At 37.1% G+C, this 19,791-nt stretch carries 20 protein-coding genes and 1 pseudogene; all 21 read right to left on the reverse strand.

What is annotated here, in order from left to right:
• Window positions 1–108 precede the first annotated feature (108 nt).
• Entirely contained in the window at window positions 109–1,284 is a 1,176-nt protein-coding gene (locus FTT73_RS12500) for a DegT/DnrJ/EryC1/StrS aminotransferase family protein (protein WP_180191505.1), read from the reverse strand.
• Between the two features lie 38 nt (window positions 1,285–1,322).
• On the reverse strand, window positions 1,323–1,979 hold the full coding sequence (locus FTT73_RS12505) for a NeuD/PglB/VioB family sugar acetyltransferase (RefSeq protein WP_180191506.1): 657 nt from the start codon (window positions 1,977–1,979) through the stop codon (window positions 1,323–1,325).
• Window positions 1,972–2,583, reverse strand: a complete 612-nt coding sequence (locus FTT73_RS12510; RefSeq protein WP_180191507.1) for a sugar transferase — start codon at window positions 2,581–2,583, stop codon at window positions 1,972–1,974. The genes FTT73_RS12505 and FTT73_RS12510 overlap by 8 nt, the downstream gene beginning before the upstream one ends.
• Complete coding sequence (locus FTT73_RS12515; RefSeq protein WP_180191508.1) at window positions 2,584–3,726, reverse strand: glycosyltransferase family 4 protein; 1,143 nt, start codon at window positions 3,724–3,726, stop codon at window positions 2,584–2,586.
• 2 nt (window positions 3,727–3,728) lie between these two features.
• Window positions 3,729–4,877: a hypothetical protein gene (locus tag FTT73_RS12520; protein ID WP_180191509.1), complete on the reverse strand. Its 1,149-nt coding sequence runs from the start codon at window positions 4,875–4,877 to the stop codon at window positions 3,729–3,731.
• A gap of 110 nt (window positions 4,878–4,987) precedes the next feature.
• Window positions 4,988–6,193: a glycosyltransferase gene (locus FTT73_RS12525; RefSeq protein WP_180191510.1), complete on the reverse strand. Its 1,206-nt coding sequence runs from the start codon at window positions 6,191–6,193 to the stop codon at window positions 4,988–4,990.
• Window positions 6,190–7,356, reverse strand: a complete 1,167-nt coding sequence (locus tag FTT73_RS12530; RefSeq protein WP_180191511.1) for a glycosyltransferase — start codon at window positions 7,354–7,356, stop codon at window positions 6,190–6,192. The genes FTT73_RS12525 and FTT73_RS12530 overlap by 4 nt, the downstream gene beginning before the upstream one ends.
• Before the next feature lie 3 nt (window positions 7,357–7,359).
• Entirely contained in the window at window positions 7,360–8,457 is a 1,098-nt protein-coding gene (locus FTT73_RS12535; protein ID WP_180191512.1) for a glycosyltransferase, read from the reverse strand.
• Window positions 8,454–9,449, reverse strand: coding sequence for a glycosyltransferase (locus FTT73_RS12540; protein WP_180191513.1), 996 nt, complete (start codon window positions 9,447–9,449; stop codon window positions 8,454–8,456). Before FTT73_RS12540 ends, FTT73_RS12535 begins: the two co-directional genes overlap by 4 nt.
• 12 nt (window positions 9,450–9,461) lie before the next feature.
• The gene (locus FTT73_RS12545) at window positions 9,462–10,994 is read right to left on the reverse strand and encodes an O-antigen translocase (protein ID WP_180191514.1); all 1,533 of its coding nucleotides are present in this window, start codon (window positions 10,992–10,994) and stop codon (window positions 9,462–9,464) included.
• Between the two features lie 15 nt (window positions 10,995–11,009).
• The gene (locus FTT73_RS12550; RefSeq protein ID WP_180191515.1) at window positions 11,010–12,125 is read right to left on the reverse strand and encodes a DegT/DnrJ/EryC1/StrS aminotransferase family protein; all 1,116 of its coding nucleotides are present in this window, start codon (window positions 12,123–12,125) and stop codon (window positions 11,010–11,012) included.
• A complete protein-coding gene (locus FTT73_RS16510; RefSeq protein WP_180191516.1) occupies window positions 12,122–12,583 on the reverse strand; it encodes an acyltransferase in 462 nt (153 codons plus the stop codon). Before FTT73_RS16510 ends, FTT73_RS12550 begins: the two co-directional genes overlap by 4 nt.
• A 2-nt stretch (window positions 12,584–12,585) precedes the next feature.
• Window positions 12,586–12,987: an FdtA/QdtA family cupin domain-containing protein gene (locus FTT73_RS16515; RefSeq protein ID WP_180191517.1), complete on the reverse strand. Its 402-nt coding sequence runs from the start codon at window positions 12,985–12,987 to the stop codon at window positions 12,586–12,588.
• On the reverse strand, window positions 12,984–13,553 hold the full coding sequence (gene rfbC, locus FTT73_RS12565; protein ID WP_180191518.1) for a dTDP-4-dehydrorhamnose 3,5-epimerase: 570 nt from the start codon (window positions 13,551–13,553) through the stop codon (window positions 12,984–12,986). Before rfbC ends, FTT73_RS16515 begins: the two co-directional genes overlap by 4 nt.
• A 1-nt stretch (window position 13,554) precedes the next feature.
• Window positions 13,555–14,409 (reverse strand): glycosyltransferase, encoded by an 855-nt coding sequence (locus FTT73_RS12570; protein ID WP_180191519.1) that lies wholly within the window; start codon window positions 14,407–14,409, stop codon window positions 13,555–13,557.
• Window positions 14,402–15,223, reverse strand: a complete 822-nt coding sequence (locus tag FTT73_RS12575; protein ID WP_180191520.1) for an NAD(P)-dependent oxidoreductase — start codon at window positions 15,221–15,223, stop codon at window positions 14,402–14,404. Before FTT73_RS12575 ends, FTT73_RS12570 begins: the two co-directional genes overlap by 8 nt.
• A gap of 1 nt (window position 15,224) precedes the next feature.
• Entirely contained in the window at window positions 15,225–16,106 is an 882-nt protein-coding gene (gene rfbA / locus FTT73_RS12580; protein WP_180191521.1) for a glucose-1-phosphate thymidylyltransferase RfbA, read from the reverse strand.
• Window positions 16,106–17,164, reverse strand: a complete 1,059-nt coding sequence (gene rfbB / locus FTT73_RS12585) for a dTDP-glucose 4,6-dehydratase (RefSeq protein ID WP_180191522.1) — start codon at window positions 17,162–17,164, stop codon at window positions 16,106–16,108. The genes rfbA and rfbB overlap by 1 nt, the downstream gene beginning before the upstream one ends.
• On the reverse strand, window positions 17,165–18,196 hold the full coding sequence (locus FTT73_RS12590; RefSeq protein WP_180191523.1) for an NAD-dependent epimerase/dehydratase family protein: 1,032 nt from the start codon (window positions 18,194–18,196) through the stop codon (window positions 17,165–17,167).
• Between the two features lie 21 nt (window positions 18,197–18,217).
• Window positions 18,218–19,495: a Vi polysaccharide biosynthesis UDP-N-acetylglucosamine C-6 dehydrogenase TviB gene (tviB, locus tag FTT73_RS12595; protein ID WP_180191524.1), complete on the reverse strand. Its 1,278-nt coding sequence runs from the start codon at window positions 19,493–19,495 to the stop codon at window positions 18,218–18,220.
• A 120-nt stretch (window positions 19,496–19,615) separates the two neighbouring features.
• A pseudogene (locus FTT73_RS12600) lies at window positions 19,616–19,791 on the reverse strand (IS982 family transposase); the annotation flags it as partial.

A 19,791-nucleotide genomic window follows, 5' to 3' on the forward strand; every position in this document is an offset into this window, starting at 1 on the left:
TATCTTCTCATTGTAATGAATTATTAATCAATTACGATTTGATTCGTAAGTTAAGAGTTTATTATATAAATAAGTGCACCAACTTCGGTGCACTTATAATGTAAAAGTTTAAGCAATTATTCTATGAATGACCTGTTGAATTGCTGTGACAGTTTTATTCATACTTTCAGCACTTAAATTCGGATGAACCAAAAACATCAGACTGGTTTCACCTAATCTTTGTGCATTTGGCAAACGTTGTGCTGGGCGCCATGGCGTGCCATCAAAGGCATGCTCCAAATACACTTCAGAACAAGAACCACTAAAACAAGGTACACGCAGCGCATTGATTTCCTGCATGATCCGGTCACGTGACCAACCTTCAGGTAAAGCCTCGATATTTACTTGCACATAACATTTGTAAGCAGCATGTACATAGTCATCAGATGGGCGATGGGCAGTAAAATACGGACTGTCTGTAAATGCATTATAAATTTTTTCCATATTAGCAATGCGTTTTGTGGTCCATTCCGGCATTTTTTTCAGCTGGAGGCGTCCAATCACACCCTGCATTTCCATCATGCGCCAGTTAGTGCCAAAGGAATCATGCAGCCAGCGGAAACCAGGTGGATGCTGCTTGTTATAAATACTGTCAAAGTTCTTGCCATGATCTTTATAGGACCACATTTTTTTCCAGAGCTCTTTATCATTGGTGGTGACCATACCGCCTTCACCACCTGTAGTCATAATCTTGTCCTGACAGAAGGACCAGGCGCCGATATGACCAATTGAGCCTGCAGATTTGCCTTTGTACATCGCACCATGTGCCTGTGCACAGTCTTCAATCACATACAAACCCTTATCTTGTGCTAATTGCATAATCGGGTCCATATCACACATCCACCCCGCCAAATGTACACAAATAATAGCTTTGGTATTTGGAGTCAGTACTGCTTCAATGGTACGGGCAGAAATGTTTTGTGAATCGAGTTCTACATCTGCAAAAATTGGGTTTGCACCTGCTGTAACAATAGAGCTTGCCGAAGCTAAAAAGGTGCGTGAAGTAACAATCACATCGTCATCTACACCAATGTTCAAGGCTTTTAGTGCAACATCTAAAGCGACAGTACCATTGGCAAGTGCCACGGCATATTGGGTTTGCGCAAATTGGGAAAATTCTTTTTCAAACTCACGGCATTCTTGCCCTGTCCAGTAGTTAACTTTGTTGGACAGTAAAACTTGAGATACGGCATCTGCCTCTTGTTGAGTAAAGCTTGGCCATGGTTCAAATGCAGTATTTAGCATGCTTTATCCTAGAATATTAATTGTATTCATCTTAAAAATTAGTTCTTTTTCAGCAGTCGTGCAGGATTACCGACAACAGTCACACCTGCAGGTACACTTTTAGTCACTACTGCGCCCATACCAACCACCGCACCCGCACCAATAATTAAAGGTTGGTCTGGCGTACCTTGTTTAATCACGGCACCTGCACCAATGTAAGCATGGTCATGAATGTAAATATTACCATTACATTGAACGCCAGGGGCAAAAGTCACAAAATCACCAATCACACAATCATGTTCTACATAGCTATATAAATTGGCATGAAAGCATTTACCAATTTGTATATTTGAGGTAATACTCACAAAAGGACTCAATGCTGCACCTGCAGCAATTTCAACCTCATCCATCAGCACTACATTATCTGCCTGAACACTCCAGAGCTCAATTGCATCTTGTTCAAGTTTTATCGCAATTTTTTCACGTACTTGGCTATTGGCAATCGCAATTAATACCTGTTTTTTAGTCGCAGGGTGTGCTTTAAATGCCGCATAATTCATGACGCGATGTGAATTGATTATGGTTTCTGTAACTAAGCTATCATCTATAAATACAATTTCAGCAGGATTTCCCAAACGCTTTAATTGGGCTCTTGCCACTGGCATCAAACTACGTCCACAGCCTGAAGCACCATATACTGCATACAGTTCAGTCATGCTGTTGATCCGATTTTGTGCCTGTAAATTTAGTCATAGTCGCTTCGCCTGCTTCGTTAATATCATCTTTGGCGAGTACTTTTTTAACCGTTTTCAGCATAATTTTAAAATCTAACCAAACCGATTGATTTTCTACATACCACGTATCGAGTTTAAATTTTTCTTCCCAACTAATGGCATTACGTCCATTCACTTGAGCATGCCCTGTCATGCCTGGGCGGGCTAAATGGCGTTTGGCTTGTTCTTGGTTATATAGCGGTAAATATTCCATGAGTAATGGGCGTGGTCCGACGATGCTCATATCGCCTTTAATGACATTCCATAATTCTGGCATTTCATCCAGACTGCTAGAACGCAGCATTTTGCCAAACGGGGTCAATCGCTCAGTGTCTGGTAAAGGGTTGCCGTGTGCATCTACAGCATCTTTCATACTGCGAAATTTAATCATTTCAAAAGGTTTGCCGTTTAAACCCGGGCGCACCTGACGAAATAAAACAGGCGAACCTAGATTTTTTTTCACTTTATATGCCACATAAAAATACAACGGTGACAGTAAAATCAGAGCAATAGAAGCAATAATAATATCGAGGAAACGTTTTAGCATTTATATTAAACCCATTTCTTGCATCATATGTCGGTTCACTTGATGTACGTCATATTTATTTAAAGCTATTTCTCTAGATCTCTGACCCATTTGCTCAATTAATTCAGGCTTATTTATAAACTCTTGCATCGCATCGACTAGACTCGTCACAGATTTTACTTCAACTAAAAAGCCATTTTCGCCCTGAATTACAGTTTCACGACAACCTGGGGCATCTGTGGTAATAATTGCTCTTCCCATTGCCATTGCTTCCAAAACTGTACGGGGTGTACCTTCACGATATGACGGCAAAACATAAACCGAACTCTCTGCAATTGCAGGGCGAACATCAGTTAGTTTCCCCCAGTACTTTAATATATTACTGGCCACCCATTGATCCAATTCTTGCTGACGAATGGCTAAAGGATTTTCATCAATCCAGCCCACCAAATGGAATTCAACTTCTGGATGCTGCTGTTTAATTAGTTTTGCTGCTTCTGCATACTCCCTTACGCCTTTATCACCCAATAACCGGGCAATAAGTAAGAATGAAAGCTTAGACTTATTTTGTGTATTAACAGGAAAAGGCAATACATTAAAGTCCGTAACATTCACCCCTGAACCATTGACCACCACTGTAGGCAAATTAGGTTGCAAAAGTTTTAAATCTTGAAAAAGCTTTAAATCATCTGGATTTTGAAAAAAGACTTTATGACTATGTGAAAGTGCTTGCTGATATAAACCATGTACTATTTTTTGAAAAAAACTACGCTTACTGCCGTATTCTACATTTTGAAAGGCGTAGCCTAAACCTGTAATCAGTGCAAAACGATGTGGTACTTTGGCTAACCACGCGGCTAATGTGCCATAAATCACAGGTTTAATGGTGTAAGACAATACATAGTCTGGTTTTATTTTTTTTATTATATTATACGTTGCCCGTAATGTTTTTAAGTCTGCAACTGGGTTTGTACCCGTACGCTGCATAGGTACTTCGTGCACATAATAACCTAGAGCCTCTAGCTTTTGTTGCTCTGTTTTAAATAATGCTAAATCAGGTGCAATAATATGAATTTCTAAACCTTGTTGATTAATTGCTTCAAGTAACTTACCACGAAAATTAAGTACGGAAGGAAGAAAGCTAGAAATCAGTAAAAACTTCATAATTAAACCTTTGCTCTTATTTTGCGTGGTCGTATCACACTAATTAATAAGAATATTAAAATAGGCGCAAACATCCATTTTTGACGCATTGCAATACCTAAGTTTGCTGTAGTTGTTGCCAATATAAATAAAACTATCATGGCATAAATCCATAAAAAAGCACGGTTAGATTCCACTAAAGGCTTGCTTTTCTTAAAAATAGCAATTATGCCTAACATGAATAAAAGCAGTAAAATTATATTATCTACCGATGCTGCTAAAGCAAAAATACTATTTGCTTCAAATGGTAAAGGTCTAAACAAATAAGTAAATAGTTGCATTGGCAAGCTCATAGAACTGATATCTACACTACTCCCTCCCTCCAAGTTATGACCCTGTCTTTGTTCAATATACGCTTCGATATCTGCAGCATTTTGAGCATCCCCCAAACCTGCATACTGCATTGCTAATGGAACCACAACCGCACTAGATACGATTGCAATACTACCAATAAATAATCTTTGAATTATAGATATTCGTTGATCAAAAATAAATGCCATGGCATAAGCTGCCACCATAGCAGCAGCGATATGAGGACGCACCAACAACATAGCCAATACAGCAACAATAAACAGAATAATACGTTTTTTAAAATTTAATGCAGCCCATAATGCTAAACACGCAGACATGAATGAAATACTATCTTTGCCTAGTGCAGATGACCAAAAGCTAACAGATGGTAAAAATACAATAACGGTAGCTAAAAGTTTTAAATGACGTGAACTTTTTTGTGTCGCCTGTTTTAGTGTGGAGTCAAAAGCAATTAAGCCTATTGAACCAAATATATTAAAGACTAGAAAACAACCTAAAAAAGAAAGTCCTAATATTTGTACTAAATAAGTAGTTAAATAACTGACCCCTGCAGTACCCAGACCGAATTCGTTATTGAACCCACCTAATATAGCTTTTTTAAAATAGCCTGTAGCATCCCCACCTTTATAAAATATAAACCAGAAATAGACTATACATAGAATAGTATGCCAAATATAAAGTAATGATACTCTTTTTAAATTACTTCCAAAGTATGTACGTATTCTTAGTACAACAAACCAGCCTACAACAAAGACAATAAAAGCACTAATAAGCTGAAGAGCTGAACTAGAAAAATCCATATTTTTTTCTCAAGTTACAAACAAAAAGACTGTCTAATTTACAATGGTGCATTCAAGCAGCAAGTGCAACAGTATAAAACCCACCACAACTACACTCTGTATATACCAACCTAGAGTTTTTCAATTCCTTTTAAAGCAATATTATACCTCTCATTAGTTTCTTCTAATGAAAAATAGTGCAAGCCAGCTTCATGACTACGTTTTTTCCACTCTTTTTGTTGAGGTAAATAATTGTTGATTACCCAATCAATGCTCTGTTCTAATCCATCTAACTCCGCTGAATGAAACACTCCTGTCTCTTCCAATTCAGATGCATTACCAACATGAGGTGTGCCTAATATTGGTAAACCTGCTAGTAAGTATTCCCCCAACTTAATAGGTAGAACTCCCTGCGTAGAAAATTTAGGTTCTCTTAAAGCCAATGCTAAATCACAAGCTGCCAAAGATTTTGGTACTTCTGCGGCTGGCAAAGTTTGGTATTCAATCCAGTCTTGTCCTATCAACCCTTTTTCTTCGAGCTGCTTTTTAATTTCTGGTAATGCTGAAGAAAATAGTTTAAATCGTAATTGAGGTATGACTTGTTTGAGTTTAACGGCGATATCCAGCATCTCTGGTAATCGATATTGCGGACCAATAGAACCACAATAACATAATATAAAATCAGCTTTACATTGTTGAGCTTGTAACTCAAAAGCTTGAACAAATGGTGTGACATCCACTCCATTTGATACGCGATAACATCTTTCGGGTGGCAAACCAGCCCCAGCACGCGCAATTAAAATTTTTCTTGATGCTTCTGTACGTGTAATAACACCGTCGGCATGACATAACATTTGCATCTCAATATCGCGTAGTAGGCGATATACTTTTCCTGTAGATGAAATACCGGTAAAGTCGACTCTTTCATCTGCTGCGAGACCATCTGCATCAAAAACAATATTTAATTTTTTACGTGCAGTTTTAGACATACTTAAAACCGCCAATGCGGGCATTAAACTACGTGGCATTAAAGTATCAATATTCCACTCCGCTACCGCTTTTTGTATAGCGTATTGACCTAAAAAGGCAGTTAAAAAAGAGCCTATGGCTCTAAATAAACGAAAAACTTTTACCGATTTATACGGTATATTTAATTCTGCACAGGCTTGAGCACGTTGTTCAAACTTTTCTGGCGTTCCCCAACCAAATTGCAATACATGAAACTTATATCCTTTTGTTTCCAAGCCTGCAAAGATAGGTAAAAACAATCGCTCAAGATATTGAGTTTCTGGACCATCCCACGTAATAAACAAAATATTTTTAATAGATTTTTTCATAACTTAGCTAAAGACTCATATAAGGCGTCAATTTCATTACAATAGCGTTCTGCAGAAAACTCTAATTCAGCACGCATACGACCAGCTTCAGCAATTTTTTGACGTTGTAACGGGTTTTGATACAAACTAAAAATAGCTTTTGCAAAATCATGGGGTGAATTAGGGGGAACTAAAATACCTGCTTTTCCTTGACCTAATACATATGGCATGCCACCCACACTTGTAGCTATAACAGGAACTTGGGCTAACATTGCCTCAACTAACACCAATCCAAAAGCTTCGCGTATTGAAGCTAATGCAAATATATCCATCAATGGATAATAGTGCCGTGCTTCTGCCTGATAGCCAGCAAAAATCACACTTTTAGTTAAACCAAATTCAGCTGCTAGATTTGCTAATACTTGTTCATCAGGACCGCCACCAATAATAAGAAGCTTTGCCTGTACAAAACCCTGATCATGTAATATTTTAAGCGCACGTATTAGGTCGCTAAAACGTTTATATTCATCAAAAACACGCCCTACACTACCAATCACAAAATCTGTATCTTTCAAGCCTAAGCTTTGTCGATACTCCTGTAGCTGAGGTAAGGTCAAATTAGGTGCAGGTAGCACAGCGTTATTTATCAATTTTACTTTACGAGCAGGAATATGAGCTATATTTCTTAGATAGTCAGCTACACTAGGAGACACACCTATTACTGCAGAACTACGCAAGCATAATAATTGTAATAGCACATTACCACGCCAACTACGATTAGTAGGATCTGAGGTTTCTTCAGAAATCACTTTAGCTTTTGGCAAACGCCAACCAAGTATATTTGCTAACCCCACCCCCTCATAAACAGCACCATGGATAATATCTGGTTGAAATTCACGTGCAATTTCGTAAGCACGTTGATGCCAAGAAGGACTTAAAATATGAGGTGCATTTCCAATTTCATGTATTTTCCATCCTTCAGCTCTTAATAAGTCAGGTAATCCGCCTGCAGTTTCTTGGGTAAGAATTACATGCTCATATTTATCTTTGGGTAAACCGCTTGCTAAAACTAAACGCCGTTGTTCTACTCCACCTGAGGCTACCCACCCCAAAGTGTGTAATATTCGAATACGTCTATTTTGATTATTATGGTTAGAAGGGATTTGTTGAGATTTATCATACATTTCTTATATACCTTTAGTTTTTAAAAACTTATTATATAATTCATCTAATTGATTTAAATACTGTTGAATACCAAACCTCTGCAAGACCTCATCTCTCCCCTTAATTGCGATAGACTGTAATTCATCATCATTGTATCTATTTGCAAACTGGATCATCTCTGCCAATGCCTTTGCAGTAGGTTCCTGTATGAGCCATCCAGTTTTGTCATGTTCAATAATTTCAGGTACACCACCTCTTGCAGTTGCAATTACAGGCAAACCTGCCGACATCGCTTCACAAACCGCCAAACCAAAACCTTCTGTTAATGACGGTTGTAAATAAAAATGACAGGTTTCAAGCAAGGTAAAAGGATTCTCCTGAAACCCATGTAAATACACTTGTGTACCTAAGTCTAATTCTTTAATTTTCTGCTCTAATACTGAGCGTAAACTACCATCACCCACAATATGTAATTCAGCCTTAATACTTTTTTCACTTAATAATGCAATAGCCTCTACTGCAGCCATGGGGTTTTTGACTGGCTCTAAACGCCCAACAAATCCTAAACTTAAACTACCACGACGTTGAGTTAAAGGTATAAATTTTTGAGGTGAAAACGGATTATAAACAACCTGAATTTGTGATGCATGTGCTTCATTCATAGCAATAACTCCATCTTTAACAGCTTGAGAAATAGCTACAATACAATCACAATAACTGTAAGCCCAGGCAAAAATGCGCCTCGCCTTAGCCGAATGATTTGGAATTCCAATTTCTTCAGCAATTACAACAGGCACACCTGCCAAACGAGCAGCTATAGCACCATGAAAGTTAGCTTCTGCTCCGCGAAGGTGTACTACTTGAGGTTTGTGCTTTTTGAAATAACGCCACAATGTAAATACTGCGCTTATACTCGGAATTTTAACACTACAACCTAAAGCATCACTCTGCATACCTAAAGTTTTTAAGATTTTTTGAGTTGAACCACCAACACCAATTGCACAAAAAGCATGATTAAATTTAGAAAAATTAGTATTTTTGGCAATTAATTGCATACGTGACTCTACTCCCCCAAAATCAAGTGAGGTCAGTACATTAACGACTAAAGGCTTTTTATTCATTTTTTATGGGCCTGCAATACAATATGCTTTAATAGAAAAAAAAATTTCTTACCGAAAATTCTAGGTAAAATGAATTTAATATGCCCTAGCCTGATAGCGATAATAAACAACTTCAATTTAGAATAAAGTGTCAAACTCTGCCAGTTAGACATTAAACTATAGTATTCAATTTTTTGCTTTCTCACTAAATGATTTTTATCATCATAAAAAAATAAAGGATTTTCATTAATTACTTGATTACAAAAAACCTCAACCTTTAAATAAGATTTCCAACGATTTATAAAATTCTCTTCCATTACTTTCATATTTTTTTTATCAATTCTTCTTGCTGATAAATTATTAGAATGGTGACGATATTTTATTAAAGAGAGTTTTAGTCTCAAAGACTCTCCCCCTGCGGCACTAATTAAAGTTGAAAAAATTGTGTCCTCAAAATTTATTTTATTACTGGAGTTTGGTATCAATTTTAAAAAATTAGCACGATACACTGCAGTTGCGCCGTGCAACCATGAATTGTCGCTTCTATGTGAACTATCGCGTTTAGCAAATCTTGTTTCATTCCAATTTCTAACTTCACCCCTTTCATCAATCACAACTTCATCACTCGATAAGGCGAATACTTCTTTATCTTTAAAATATGGAATAACGATACTTGTACGTTCAGGTAATGATATATCATCGCCTGCTGCAACTACTATATATTCACCATGACTTTCATGAGCGACATCCAATATATGATTTAGTAATCCACGATTTTCTGATGATTGCCGTGCAATCACTCTATGTGGACCTTTATATGCTGCAACCATCTCTTGCATAATTTCAAAGGTGCGATCACTTGATTTATCATCAGACAAAATAATTTCAAGCGGCTCGTAAGTTTGCGAAAATGCACCTTCAATTGCCTCACGAATGTATTGTTCCTGATTATAAGCAAATAAAGCAAAAGTCACTAAAGGACGTTCATCATTCAATTCAGAAGAGTTTTTCATATCTTAAATATTCTAAAAATGAGGTAAAATAAATTTGGAACCTGGAATTTGTTTCATCATTTGCACCAATCGATGATCATTACCTAACCTTATAGCAAGCCCACGTACAGAAATGATTCCTACAACAACAACAAGCACAGAACCCATCCACAGAGAATACATAATAGGCAAAAATTTACACATCATTAAAGCAGCAGCAAATGCAAGACTTGAGAATATAATTTCTCGTAAGCTACTATGACTCCAACGAAATGCAATTAAATGGCGGCATACAGTAGACATAATGACAATATAAATTAAGTACATGACAAAAAAAGCAAATGCTACTCCTAGTACTCCATAGAGAGATAATCCTATATAAATCAGTATCAGGTGTAATAAACTAAATGCACTTTCAGTCAGTAAATACCATCGGCCTTTACCCAAGGCAAGGATGACATAGCCCAACGGCCAAGAAATGACTCGCCCCAAACAGCCAAATAAAAACCATTGCAGCAATTCAACTGCGGGCAAAAAATCTGCTGAATAAAAAATATGAATCGCCCAAGGCGCAAATACCAATGTCGCAAGTAAACCAGGAAGTGCCAATAGTAAGCCCACTTCAGTCTGTTCATTTACCAGTTTCGTCATTTGCTCTGGAGCATGCGTAACACCAGTAAGACGCGGATAATAGTCTGCTCCCATAGCTTGCAATACAAAACCTACAAATAAACCCGATAATGCAAAAGCCGCACTATAAAATCCTGTTGCAGAAATTCCTTCTTGCTGGGTAACCAAGCTAATTGTAATCAGGCTGACCGTACTCGCTAAAAGGCCACTAAACATCATTGCTATACCAAGCCGCACCATATCACTGGCTTGGTTAAAGGTTTCGCTCCACCCTAGTTTAATTTTTGATACATATATACGACGTGCATACCACCATGAAGAGCATAATTGGGTAGCTGCTATCATTAAGATAGTAGGAATAATCCCCCGTAATCCGAACGTCCAATAAAGAACGATTGCAGAAATAGTCCCTACTGTAGCTGCAATAATATTGACACGTGCCAGATCACCAATATGTCGCATACCCTGAATTAAAGCTTTTTGCCCACCAGAAATGTTCGCAAGTAAAATTGCTATACCTAAAATAGCAATATCCACAGCATAATCTGATTTAGCAAAAACCAGCTGACTCAGCCAAGAACTGAGTAACATCATACTCAGCATACCCATAAAGCCCGTCAGCCAACACATACGGCGTAAAGTCAGAATAATACGTGCTACAGCCTCATGATCACCTCGAGATGAAGCAGCTGCAATTTCACGCACAGCACTAGATTGCAAACCTAAACCTGCAAGTGTACCAATCATATTTTGCAAAGCGGTAAAGCTTGCTAATAACCCAACCCCCGCAGTACCAATCAAGATAGCTGCGAACTTGACACGCAGCATACTCAACAACATATTAATGCCAGCTGCTCCTCCCATAATTGAGGAAGATTTTACAATTTGACCATAAGAGTTATGGTCTTTAGGGTTATTTTGTTCTTCGTGGCTCATTATGAGGGACTAACCTTAGATCGACCAGTCATTCACAAGCGCTATAATCTTTTCTGCATCCTGCCCTGTAAGTGTTGGACCTATTGGAAGGCTTAATACTTCTTTATGCATGGCTTCAGTCAATGGATAGCTTAAATTATTCCACTCTTGATAAGCTTGCTGTTGATGTGGGGGAATTGGATAATGAATAAGGGTTTGAATACCATGATTTGTCAAGTGCTTTTGCAAGGCTTCTCGATGTTGTGTTCGCACTACAAACAAATGCCAGACATGCTGTTCGTACACTTCAGCATTAGTATTTATAAGTGGCAATTGAACTAATGGATTTTTAATTCCATTTAAATATAAGTTGGCAATATAACGTCTATGTTGAATTTCTTGGTCTAAATATTTAAGTTTTACGTTTAACATCGCTGCTTGAATTTCATCAAGGCGACTATTTACACCTTGCACCAAGTTTTTATATTTTTCATGTGAACCATAATTACGTAGCGCTTTGAGCATTTGTGCAAGCTCAGCATCATTAGTGGTAATTGCGCCAGCATCACCCAATGCCCCTAAATTTTTACCTGGATAAAAACTAAACCCAGATGCGTGCCCCCAATTACCCACTTTTATACCAGTAATACTTGCACCATGCGCTTGAGCAGAGTCTTCTAAAACCAGCAAATTATATTTTTCTGCCATATTCAAAATAGCTGGCATATCTGCTATTTGACCATATAAATGTACGGGAAGAATTGCTCTAGTTTTAGAAGTAATAGCTGCTTCAATTTTTTTTGGGTCTATATTGCATGTATAAGTATCAGGTTCTACCAAAACAGGAGTCAGATGATTGGCACTAATCGCAAGAATACTCGCAATATAAGTATTAGCAGGCACAACAATCTCATCCCCTGCTTTAAGCCTACCTAGTTCAATCCAAGCACGTAACGTTAAAATTAATGCATCTAAGCCGTTCGCAACCCCAACACAGTACTGAGTACCACAGTAAGCTGCAAAGTTTTCTTCAAATTGGAATAATTCATTACCACCAATATACCAACCCGAATCAATTACACGGGTACAAGCTTCAATCAGTTCAGCGCGGTATTGAGCATTTATAGATTTTAGATCAAGAAAAGGGATCATTTAATATACCTTATAATTTTTGCAGGATTACCCACCACCACAGCATGATCTGGAACATCTTTAGTCACTACCGCCCCAGCTCCAACCATGGCATTTTTACCAATCGTAATTCCAGGCAAAAGGGTAGCATTTGCTCCAATACTACAACCCTCTTTTAAAGTAATTCCCTTAAAAGAGTCTGGATATTGTTTAGAGCGTGGCATTATATCATTGGTTAGAGTCGCATTCGGACCAAGAAATACGTTATTTTCTATACGTGTTCCATCCCATACGTAAACACCTGATTTAATTGTGACATTATCCCCAATAATGACATCACCCTCTATTAAAGAGTGAGCACAAATATTACAGTTTTCCCCTATTTTGGCACCCTTTAAGATTACTACAAATTGCCAAACTTTGGTGTCTTGTCCCAATTCAAACTCAGCTACACTGGCGAGTGGGTGAATAAAACTCATTTTCAATTATCTCTTACTGCTTTTATAAAGTCTTTATAATCACGAATATAATCACTCTCATCATAATGTTCACTAGCTAAAACCAGCAATACACAGTCTTCTGAAAAATCATGCATCTCATGCCATTCAGTTGTTATTAAAATACCCTGTGTAGGTGAGTCAAGCCATATACTTTCTTTTTTTCGACCATCATCCATCACCATTCGACACTTACCTGCAATACAGACAGCAACTTGTTTTAGATTTTTATGTGCATGGAATCCTCGAGCAATACCTTTTTTAGTCCCAAAAACGTAATACACACGTTTAATATCAAAAGGTACATTTCTTTTAGCTTCAAGTACAACAAGTGAACCACGCTCATCCCCAAGTGGAGGAAAATGAATCCATTGAATTAAACTCATATCGAACACTCCACATTCTCAAATACTTCAGCTTGTGAAAAGGCTAAAGCTTGCTGATCTTTGGCAGAGATCTGTATATCAGTTGTGTACAACGGCCAAGCTATTGCAAGTTGTGGATCATCCCAACGAATGGCTCGCTCATGTTCAGGACTATAATAATCCGTGGTTTTGTATAAAAATTCAGCAGTTTCACTTAAAGTTATGAAACCATGAGCAAAACCGGGTGGAATCCAAAGTTGTTTATGATTATCAGCACTTAATTCTTCACCAACCCACTGTCCAAATGTAGGTGAGCCATTTCGAATATCAACAGCAACATCCCAAACTTTCCCTTGCACGACTCTTACAAGTTTACCCTGTGCTTTAGGGGATAATTGATAATGCAAACCACGCAGTACACCACGGCTCGACTTGCTATGATTATCTTGTACAAATTGGTAATTCGTACCTGTTGCTTCATCAAAAGCCTGTTGGTTAAAGCTTTCATAAAAAAAGCCTCGAGTATCATTAAAAATTTTCGGTTCTATGACTATAACATCAGGTATAGCTGTTCTAACTAATTTCATATTAAATAATATCCTTAAAGCCCATTTTTCCCTTAAAACCGTCAATCGTACCTTTTATAAAATTGGTTTGTCTTTCTATTGTTTTTTCTTTAAAAAAAGACATAAATATTGAATTAATACACACCTTAAACAAAAGTCTAAAATATACATTATCTGGTTTTATTTTTTTCCCAATATAGATTAAATTTCTAATAGAATAATAATCATACCAAGCAGGTTTATTATTCAATCTAAATTTCATCACACCAAAATTTAACGTCTCATACTCATAAGAATCCACAAAAGGTAGACTATTCACAATATAATTTTCATAACCCTTATTTTTTAAGAGAGTGCAATATAAATAGTCTTCCCATCCCATCCATAAAGCACTATCAATATATAGTCCTTTTCTTAATGGGGCTAAAGAATATAAACATCCATTTGAGCTGCTCCATAACATTTTTTCTATAGAGTCAGTCTTTTTTACTTTACCATTATCGTAAGTACGTGTTGGAAAAACAGCACCTACTTTACCTTGAATATTTTCTGCTTTCGCAAGAAAGCTAATAACAAACTCCTCTGAAAAAAAAGCATCATGATTAAGACACAAACACCATTGAGCACTCTGGTTTTTTAAGGCCTCTCTTAATCGTAAATCTAAATTTCCTGCCGAGCCTAAGTTTTTCTCACTTATTATATATTTTACTTGATACCCTTTTTTTAAAATAAACTCGTCAATTAAACCAGTCGGTTTAGAATCAACAACAATGATTTCTAAAAAAAGTGTAGGATTACAGGAGAATATAAGATCCAATAAATCTAAAACCTTTGGATCTGAGCGAAAAGAAGAAATTGCAACAATAACATTACTCATGAAATTTCACACTAAATAAGTTAATCATTTCACCTAAGTCATGTAATACACATGAAGGGTTATAATTAATTTCTTGTTGAATCCTCTTAATTGAAATAGGTGGAAAGTGATCTTCATGCTTTACATCATGCCAAATAACATCTGTGTCTGTTTTATTTATAATAGTTGAAACGATCTGCTCTGAAGATATATTTTTTCCAGATGCTAAATTATAAACCTTATGTTGCAGGTTTTCTATTTGCGAAAGTTGATATATTACAGCGCAAACATCCTCCACATTTATATAGTCTTTGGCATAATTTGGTGTGGTATAAATATTCATTACTTTCTTGGAAATTGCATCACGTACTATAGATGGTAAAAAAAGTGGGCTTTTAAATGCATTTCCATAAACATTACTTACTCTAAGCGCAATTGCATTAGCATATTGCGACATTAATGCTTCAGCTGTAAGCTTAGTTAAGTTGAATAATCTTCTAGAATCTTCCATAGAAAGCTTTAAACTAGACTTTTCTTCACCAGATTGATTATCTAAATAAACTCTAGTAGATGATATATAAAATAATTTATCATAAGAAAATTTATTTAAGACTTCTCTTAAAAAAGAAACATTAGCGTCAACAACATTATTTGGGTTATTAAGACAATCACCAAAACCAGCACAATATACAACCACGCCTAAATGGTTTACTTTTATTTCTTCTAAGTTTCGGCCAATTTTTAAAACATTAAATCCAAGTTTTTCTAAAAAATTGACCATATTAGAGCCAATAAAGCCACTTGCTCCTACAACACTATAATCATATTTCAGCATTTTATTTACTATCTACCAAGTGCATTAAATACTTACCATAATCATTTTTAAGCATACATTTCGCTAGACTCTTAAGGTCATCATTACTTAACCAACCATTACGCCAAGCAATTTCTTCTAAGCATGCAACCTTTAATCCCTGTACATTTTGAATTGTTTCAACAAATGATGAAGCTTCATGTAAGCTTTCATGCGTACCCGTATCTAACCAAGCAAAACCACGCCCCAGCAACTCAACATTCAAATCACCTCTTTCAAGGTATGCCTGATTAATACTGGTTATTTCTAATTCCCCACGTTCAGAAGGCTTCACTTGTTTAGCAATTTGAATCACATCATTATCGTAAAAATACAGACCAGTTACTGCATAATTTGACTTTGGTTTAATTGGTTTTTCTTCAATAGATAACACCCGATTATTGTTATCAAATTCAACCACCCCAAAACGTTCAGGATCTTTAACCTGATAACCAAAAACAGTAGCTCCAGACGACCTATTTACAGCTGTTTGTAGCATTCTACTAAAACTTTGACCGTAGAAAATATTATCGCCCAATACCAAGCACACATTACTATTACCAATAAATTGCTCACCAATAATGAATGCCTGTGCTAATCCATCTGGGCTTGGTTGTATTTCGTAGTTAATATTTACACCTAAACCACTACCATCCCCTAGTAACCGCTGAAAACCATTTAAATCCTCAGGAGTAGTAATAATCAAAATATCACGAATACCCGCAAGCATTAATACTGAAAGTGGGTAATACACCATAGGTTTGTCATAAATAGGCAATAATTGTTTTGATAATCCTTTAGTAATTGGATATAACCGCGTCCCAGAACCACCTGCTAAAATTATACCTTTTGTTGTGTTTGACATTATAAATTTACACCTAATCTTTCACGTTGGTAACTACCATCTTGTACGCGACGGCACCAGTCTAAATTATTTAAATACCACTCTACCGTTTTACGGATTCCAGTTTCAAAAGTTTCCATGGGTGTCCAATCTAATTCATTTTGAATTTTTGCGGCATCAATCGCATAGCGCAAGTCATGCCCAGGGCGGTCTTTTACAAATGTAATCAATGACGCATACGCTTGACCGTTGGCTTGTGGTTTTAATTCATCCAAAATTTTACAAATGGTTTTAACCACTTCAATATTCTGCTTTTCATTATGACCACCGATATTATAGGTTTCACCCACTACACCTTCGGTCACCACTTTATATAAAGCACGCGCATGATCTTCTACAAATAACCAATCCCGAATTTGCTGACCATCGCCATATACAGGTAAAGGTTTGGCATCTAACGCATTTAAGATGACTAATGGAATTAACTTTTCTGGGAAATGATACGGACCATAATTATTTGAGCAGTTGGTGACTATAACAGGCAGACCATAAGTTCTGTGCCAAGCACGGACTAAATGGTCTGAACTGGCTTTAGAGGCAGAATATGGAGAGCTTGGCGCGTATGAAGTTGTTTCTGTAAACAAATCTGTGGTGCCTTCTAGGTCACCATAAACTTCATCAGTTGAAATATGATGAAAGCGAAAATTTTGTTGCGCTTCAGCGTCAAGCCCCATCCAATACTTTCGAGCAGCTTCCAATAAAGTATAAGTTCCCACAATATTAGTTTGAATAAATGCTGCTGGACCATCAATTGAGCGGTCTACATGCGACTCTGCAGCTAAATGCATAATTGCATTAGGCTGAAATGCATCTATTGCAGCTGTAATTTGTTCTGTATCACAAATATCAATTTGTTTGAACTCATAGTTCGAGTGTTGATCAATTTCTTTTAAAGATTCTAAATTACCCGCATAAGTCAGTTTATCTATATTTAAAACTTGGTTATTGGTGTTTTGAATAATATGGCGAATAACCGCTGAACCAATAAATCCTGCACCGCCAGTGACTAAAATCTTCATTTACTTATTACCTAAAAACTTTATATACCAAGGCATAGCACTTTCTACACCTTGTGAAATCACAAATTTTGGAGTATATCCCAGTAAGTTTTTAATTTTTGAAACATCCGCTTGTGAATGTCTTACATCTCCTACACGGAAATCGCGATATACAGGCTCTTTCGTATAAGTCACACCATTTTCATTCAAAGCAGCTTGAATAGCATTAAACAAATCATTTAGCGTGGTGCGGTCTCCTACCGCCACATTATAAACCTGATTTTTAGCTTCATCATTTTGAGTGGTAGCAGCTAAAATATTGGCCTGAACCGTGTTTTCAATAAAACAGAAATCACGACTCGTTTCGCCATCACCATTGATGAAAACATCTTCACCCTTGATCATTGATGCAGTCCATTTTGGAATCACTGCAGCATAAGCACCATTCGGATCCTGACGCTTGCCAAATACATTGAAGTAGCGTAGACCAATCGTTTTAAAACCATACGTTCGTGCAAAGACTTCAGCATAGAGTTCATTGACATATTTGGTAACCGCATAAGGTGAAAGTGGCTTACCGATATTTTCTTCGACTTTAGGTAATGCCGGATGGTCACCATAAGTTGAACTGCTAGCCGCATAAGTAAAGCTTTTTACTCCGGCACCACGCGCAGCCGTCAGCATATTTAAAAAGCCGGTAATATTGGCTGCATTAGTCGTAATCGGATCAGCAATCGAACGTGGCACAGAACCTAAAGCGGCTTGGTGCAACACATAGTCCACACCCACACAGACTTTTTGACAATCTTCTAATTTACGAATATCACCTTCATAAAACTTGAAGTTTTCCCATTGTTCAGGCTTGACCAGACTTTGCACCTCATCCAGATTATGCTGGTGACCGGTGGCAAAATTGTCCAGACCCACCACATTTTGGTTCAGCTTTAATAGGGTTTCCAGTAAATTTGAGCCAATAAAGCCTGCCACACCGGTAATTAGCCAGGTTTTTGGTGCTTGTTGTAATTGCTCGCATACCGTTTGATATTGGCTCATTCTTATAACTTCCCTAATAAATTATAGACGCAGGTCAGATTCAGATTGATCCAGTACATATTTTAAGTCATATAAAATATGTACTGGCTTGCCTAAAGCACGAATATCTGCAGCACCCATGACTTTAAATTGTTCATGTGCTACCGCCAAAATCACTGCATCATATTGACCTTGTTCTAAACTATTCACCGGAGTAATCGCATATTCATGCTCTGCTTCAGCCACATCAACCCAAGGGTCATACACATCCGCCTGAATATGGTATTCCTGTAACTCGTGTACAATATCAATAATCTTGGTATTACGAATATCTGGACAGTTTTCTTTAAAGCTCAGACCTAGTACTAAAACCTTGGCACCTTCAACCTGAATTTTTTTCTTGATCATGGCTTTGACCAATTGAGTCACTACATAGGCCCCCATACCATCATTCAGGCGACGACCTGCCAAAATGATTTCTGGGTGATAGCCAATCGCTTGCGCTTTATGGGTTAAATAATATGGGTCTACCCCAATACAGTGACCACCAACCAAACCAGGACGAAATGGCAAAAAGTTCCACTTTGTACCCGCAGCCTTTAGCACCGCTTCGGTATCAATCCCCATTTTATTAAAAATAACTGCAAGTTCATTAATTAAAGCAATATTGACATCCCGTTGGGTATTTTCAATGACTTTTGCAGCTTCTGCCACTTTAATACTAGTCGCTTTATGAGTACCTGCCTCAATCACCAAGTTATAAACCTGATCTACAAAGTCTGAAACTTCAGGGGTCGACCCTGAAGTAATTTTTAAAATATTAGTGACACGATGTAACTTGTCTCCTGGATTAATTCGTTCCGGGCTATAACCGGCAAAGAAATCCTGATTAAATTTTAAACCTGAGACTTTTTCCAATACTGGAATACAGTCTTCTTCAGTTGCACCTGGATATACAGTAGACTCATACACCACCACATCACCTTTTTTCAACACCTGCCCAATACTATTCGAAGCCTTAATGAGTGGGGTTAAATCGGGTTGTTTATAGTCATCAATTGGTGTAGGAACTGTTACAATAAAAAAATTACAGCTTTTTAATTCATCTAATTGTGCCGTATACATTAATTTTGAGGATTGAGCTAACTCCTCACTTGATACTTCCAAGGTATGATCTTGTCCGCTACGGAGTTCATCAATACGTTTTTGATGAATATCAAACCCGATTACTGGAACTTTCTTACCAAATTCAACGGCCAAAGGTAAACCGACATAGCCTAAACCAATTACGGCAATTTTAAGATCAGAGAGCTGTAGCATTTTAGCGCCTTATTTATATCTGTATTTATTAAGAATAAATCTTTCGGCAAGGATACTAGCAGAAAATTATGAAAGTTCTATTATGATTTTTGCTCAAATTACCAAAGAAATACGCCAATCTCAACTTAAAATGAGTTTTTCGAGTTGAATTGGCGAATGGCCAAGCTTCTTATTCAAAACAACGCAGACGGTGTGTGACAGAATCTTTCTGATAAAGCGATGTGATAAATGCCATAAATCTTTTGCTCTTACTTTTTGGATATTAAAGCGATCTACCAACTGGCCAATGACGGTCT

It is taken from the genome of Acinetobacter sp. YH01006 (genome assembly GCF_013420445.1).
Lineage (GTDB): Bacteria > Pseudomonadota > Gammaproteobacteria > Pseudomonadales > Moraxellaceae > Acinetobacter > Acinetobacter pseudolwoffii.

What these genes read in the sequence shown, in the direction of transcription:
- FTT73_RS12500 (WP_180191505.1), bottom strand. Translation starts at nt 1,284, where the DNA reads ATGCTAAATACTGCATTTGAACCATGGCCAAGCTTTACTCAACAAGAG.
- FTT73_RS12505 (WP_180191506.1), bottom strand. Translation starts at nt 1,979, where the DNA reads ATGACTGAACTGTATGCAGTATATGGTGCTTCAGGCTGTGGACGTAGT.
- FTT73_RS12510 (WP_180191507.1), bottom strand. Translation starts at nt 2,583, where the DNA reads ATGCTAAAACGTTTCCTCGATATTATTATTGCTTCTATTGCTCTGATT.
- FTT73_RS12515 (WP_180191508.1), bottom strand. Translation starts at nt 3,726, where the DNA reads ATGAAGTTTTTACTGATTTCTAGCTTTCTTCCTTCCGTACTTAATTTT.
- FTT73_RS12520 (WP_180191509.1), bottom strand. Translation starts at nt 4,877, where the DNA reads ATGGATTTTTCTAGTTCAGCTCTTCAGCTTATTAGTGCTTTTATTGTC.
- FTT73_RS12525 (WP_180191510.1), bottom strand. Translation starts at nt 6,193, where the DNA reads ATGAAAAAATCTATTAAAAATATTTTGTTTATTACGTGGGATGGTCCA.
- FTT73_RS12530 (WP_180191511.1), bottom strand. Translation starts at nt 7,356, where the DNA reads ATGTATGATAAATCTCAACAAATCCCTTCTAACCATAATAATCAAAAT.
- FTT73_RS12535 (WP_180191512.1), bottom strand. Translation starts at nt 8,457, where the DNA reads ATGAATAAAAAGCCTTTAGTCGTTAATGTACTGACCTCACTTGATTTT.
- FTT73_RS12540 (WP_180191513.1), bottom strand. Translation starts at nt 9,449, where the DNA reads ATGAAAAACTCTTCTGAATTGAATGATGAACGTCCTTTAGTGACTTTT.
- FTT73_RS12545 (WP_180191514.1), bottom strand. Translation starts at nt 10,994, where the DNA reads ATGAGCCACGAAGAACAAAATAACCCTAAAGACCATAACTCTTATGGT.
- FTT73_RS12550 (WP_180191515.1), bottom strand. Translation starts at nt 12,125, where the DNA reads ATGATCCCTTTTCTTGATCTAAAATCTATAAATGCTCAATACCGCGCT.
- FTT73_RS16510 (WP_180191516.1), bottom strand. Translation starts at nt 12,583, where the DNA reads ATGAGTTTTATTCACCCACTCGCCAGTGTAGCTGAGTTTGAATTGGGA.
- FTT73_RS16515 (WP_180191517.1), bottom strand. Translation starts at nt 12,987, where the DNA reads ATGAGTTTAATTCAATGGATTCATTTTCCTCCACTTGGGGATGAGCGT.
- rfbC (WP_180191518.1), bottom strand. Translation starts at nt 13,553, where the DNA reads ATGAAATTAGTTAGAACAGCTATACCTGATGTTATAGTCATAGAACCG.
- FTT73_RS12570 (WP_180191519.1), bottom strand. Translation starts at nt 14,409, where the DNA reads ATGAGTAATGTTATTGTTGCAATTTCTTCTTTTCGCTCAGATCCAAAG.
- FTT73_RS12575 (WP_180191520.1), bottom strand. Translation starts at nt 15,223, where the DNA reads ATGCTGAAATATGATTATAGTGTTGTAGGAGCAAGTGGCTTTATTGGC.
- rfbA (WP_180191521.1), bottom strand. Translation starts at nt 16,106, where the DNA reads ATGTCAAACACAACAAAAGGTATAATTTTAGCAGGTGGTTCTGGGACG.
- rfbB (WP_180191522.1), bottom strand. Translation starts at nt 17,164, where the DNA reads ATGAAGATTTTAGTCACTGGCGGTGCAGGATTTATTGGTTCAGCGGTT.
- FTT73_RS12590 (WP_180191523.1), bottom strand. Translation starts at nt 18,196, where the DNA reads ATGAGCCAATATCAAACGGTATGCGAGCAATTACAACAAGCACCAAAA.
- tviB (WP_180191524.1), bottom strand. Translation starts at nt 19,495, where the DNA reads ATGCTACAGCTCTCTGATCTTAAAATTGCCGTAATTGGTTTAGGCTAT.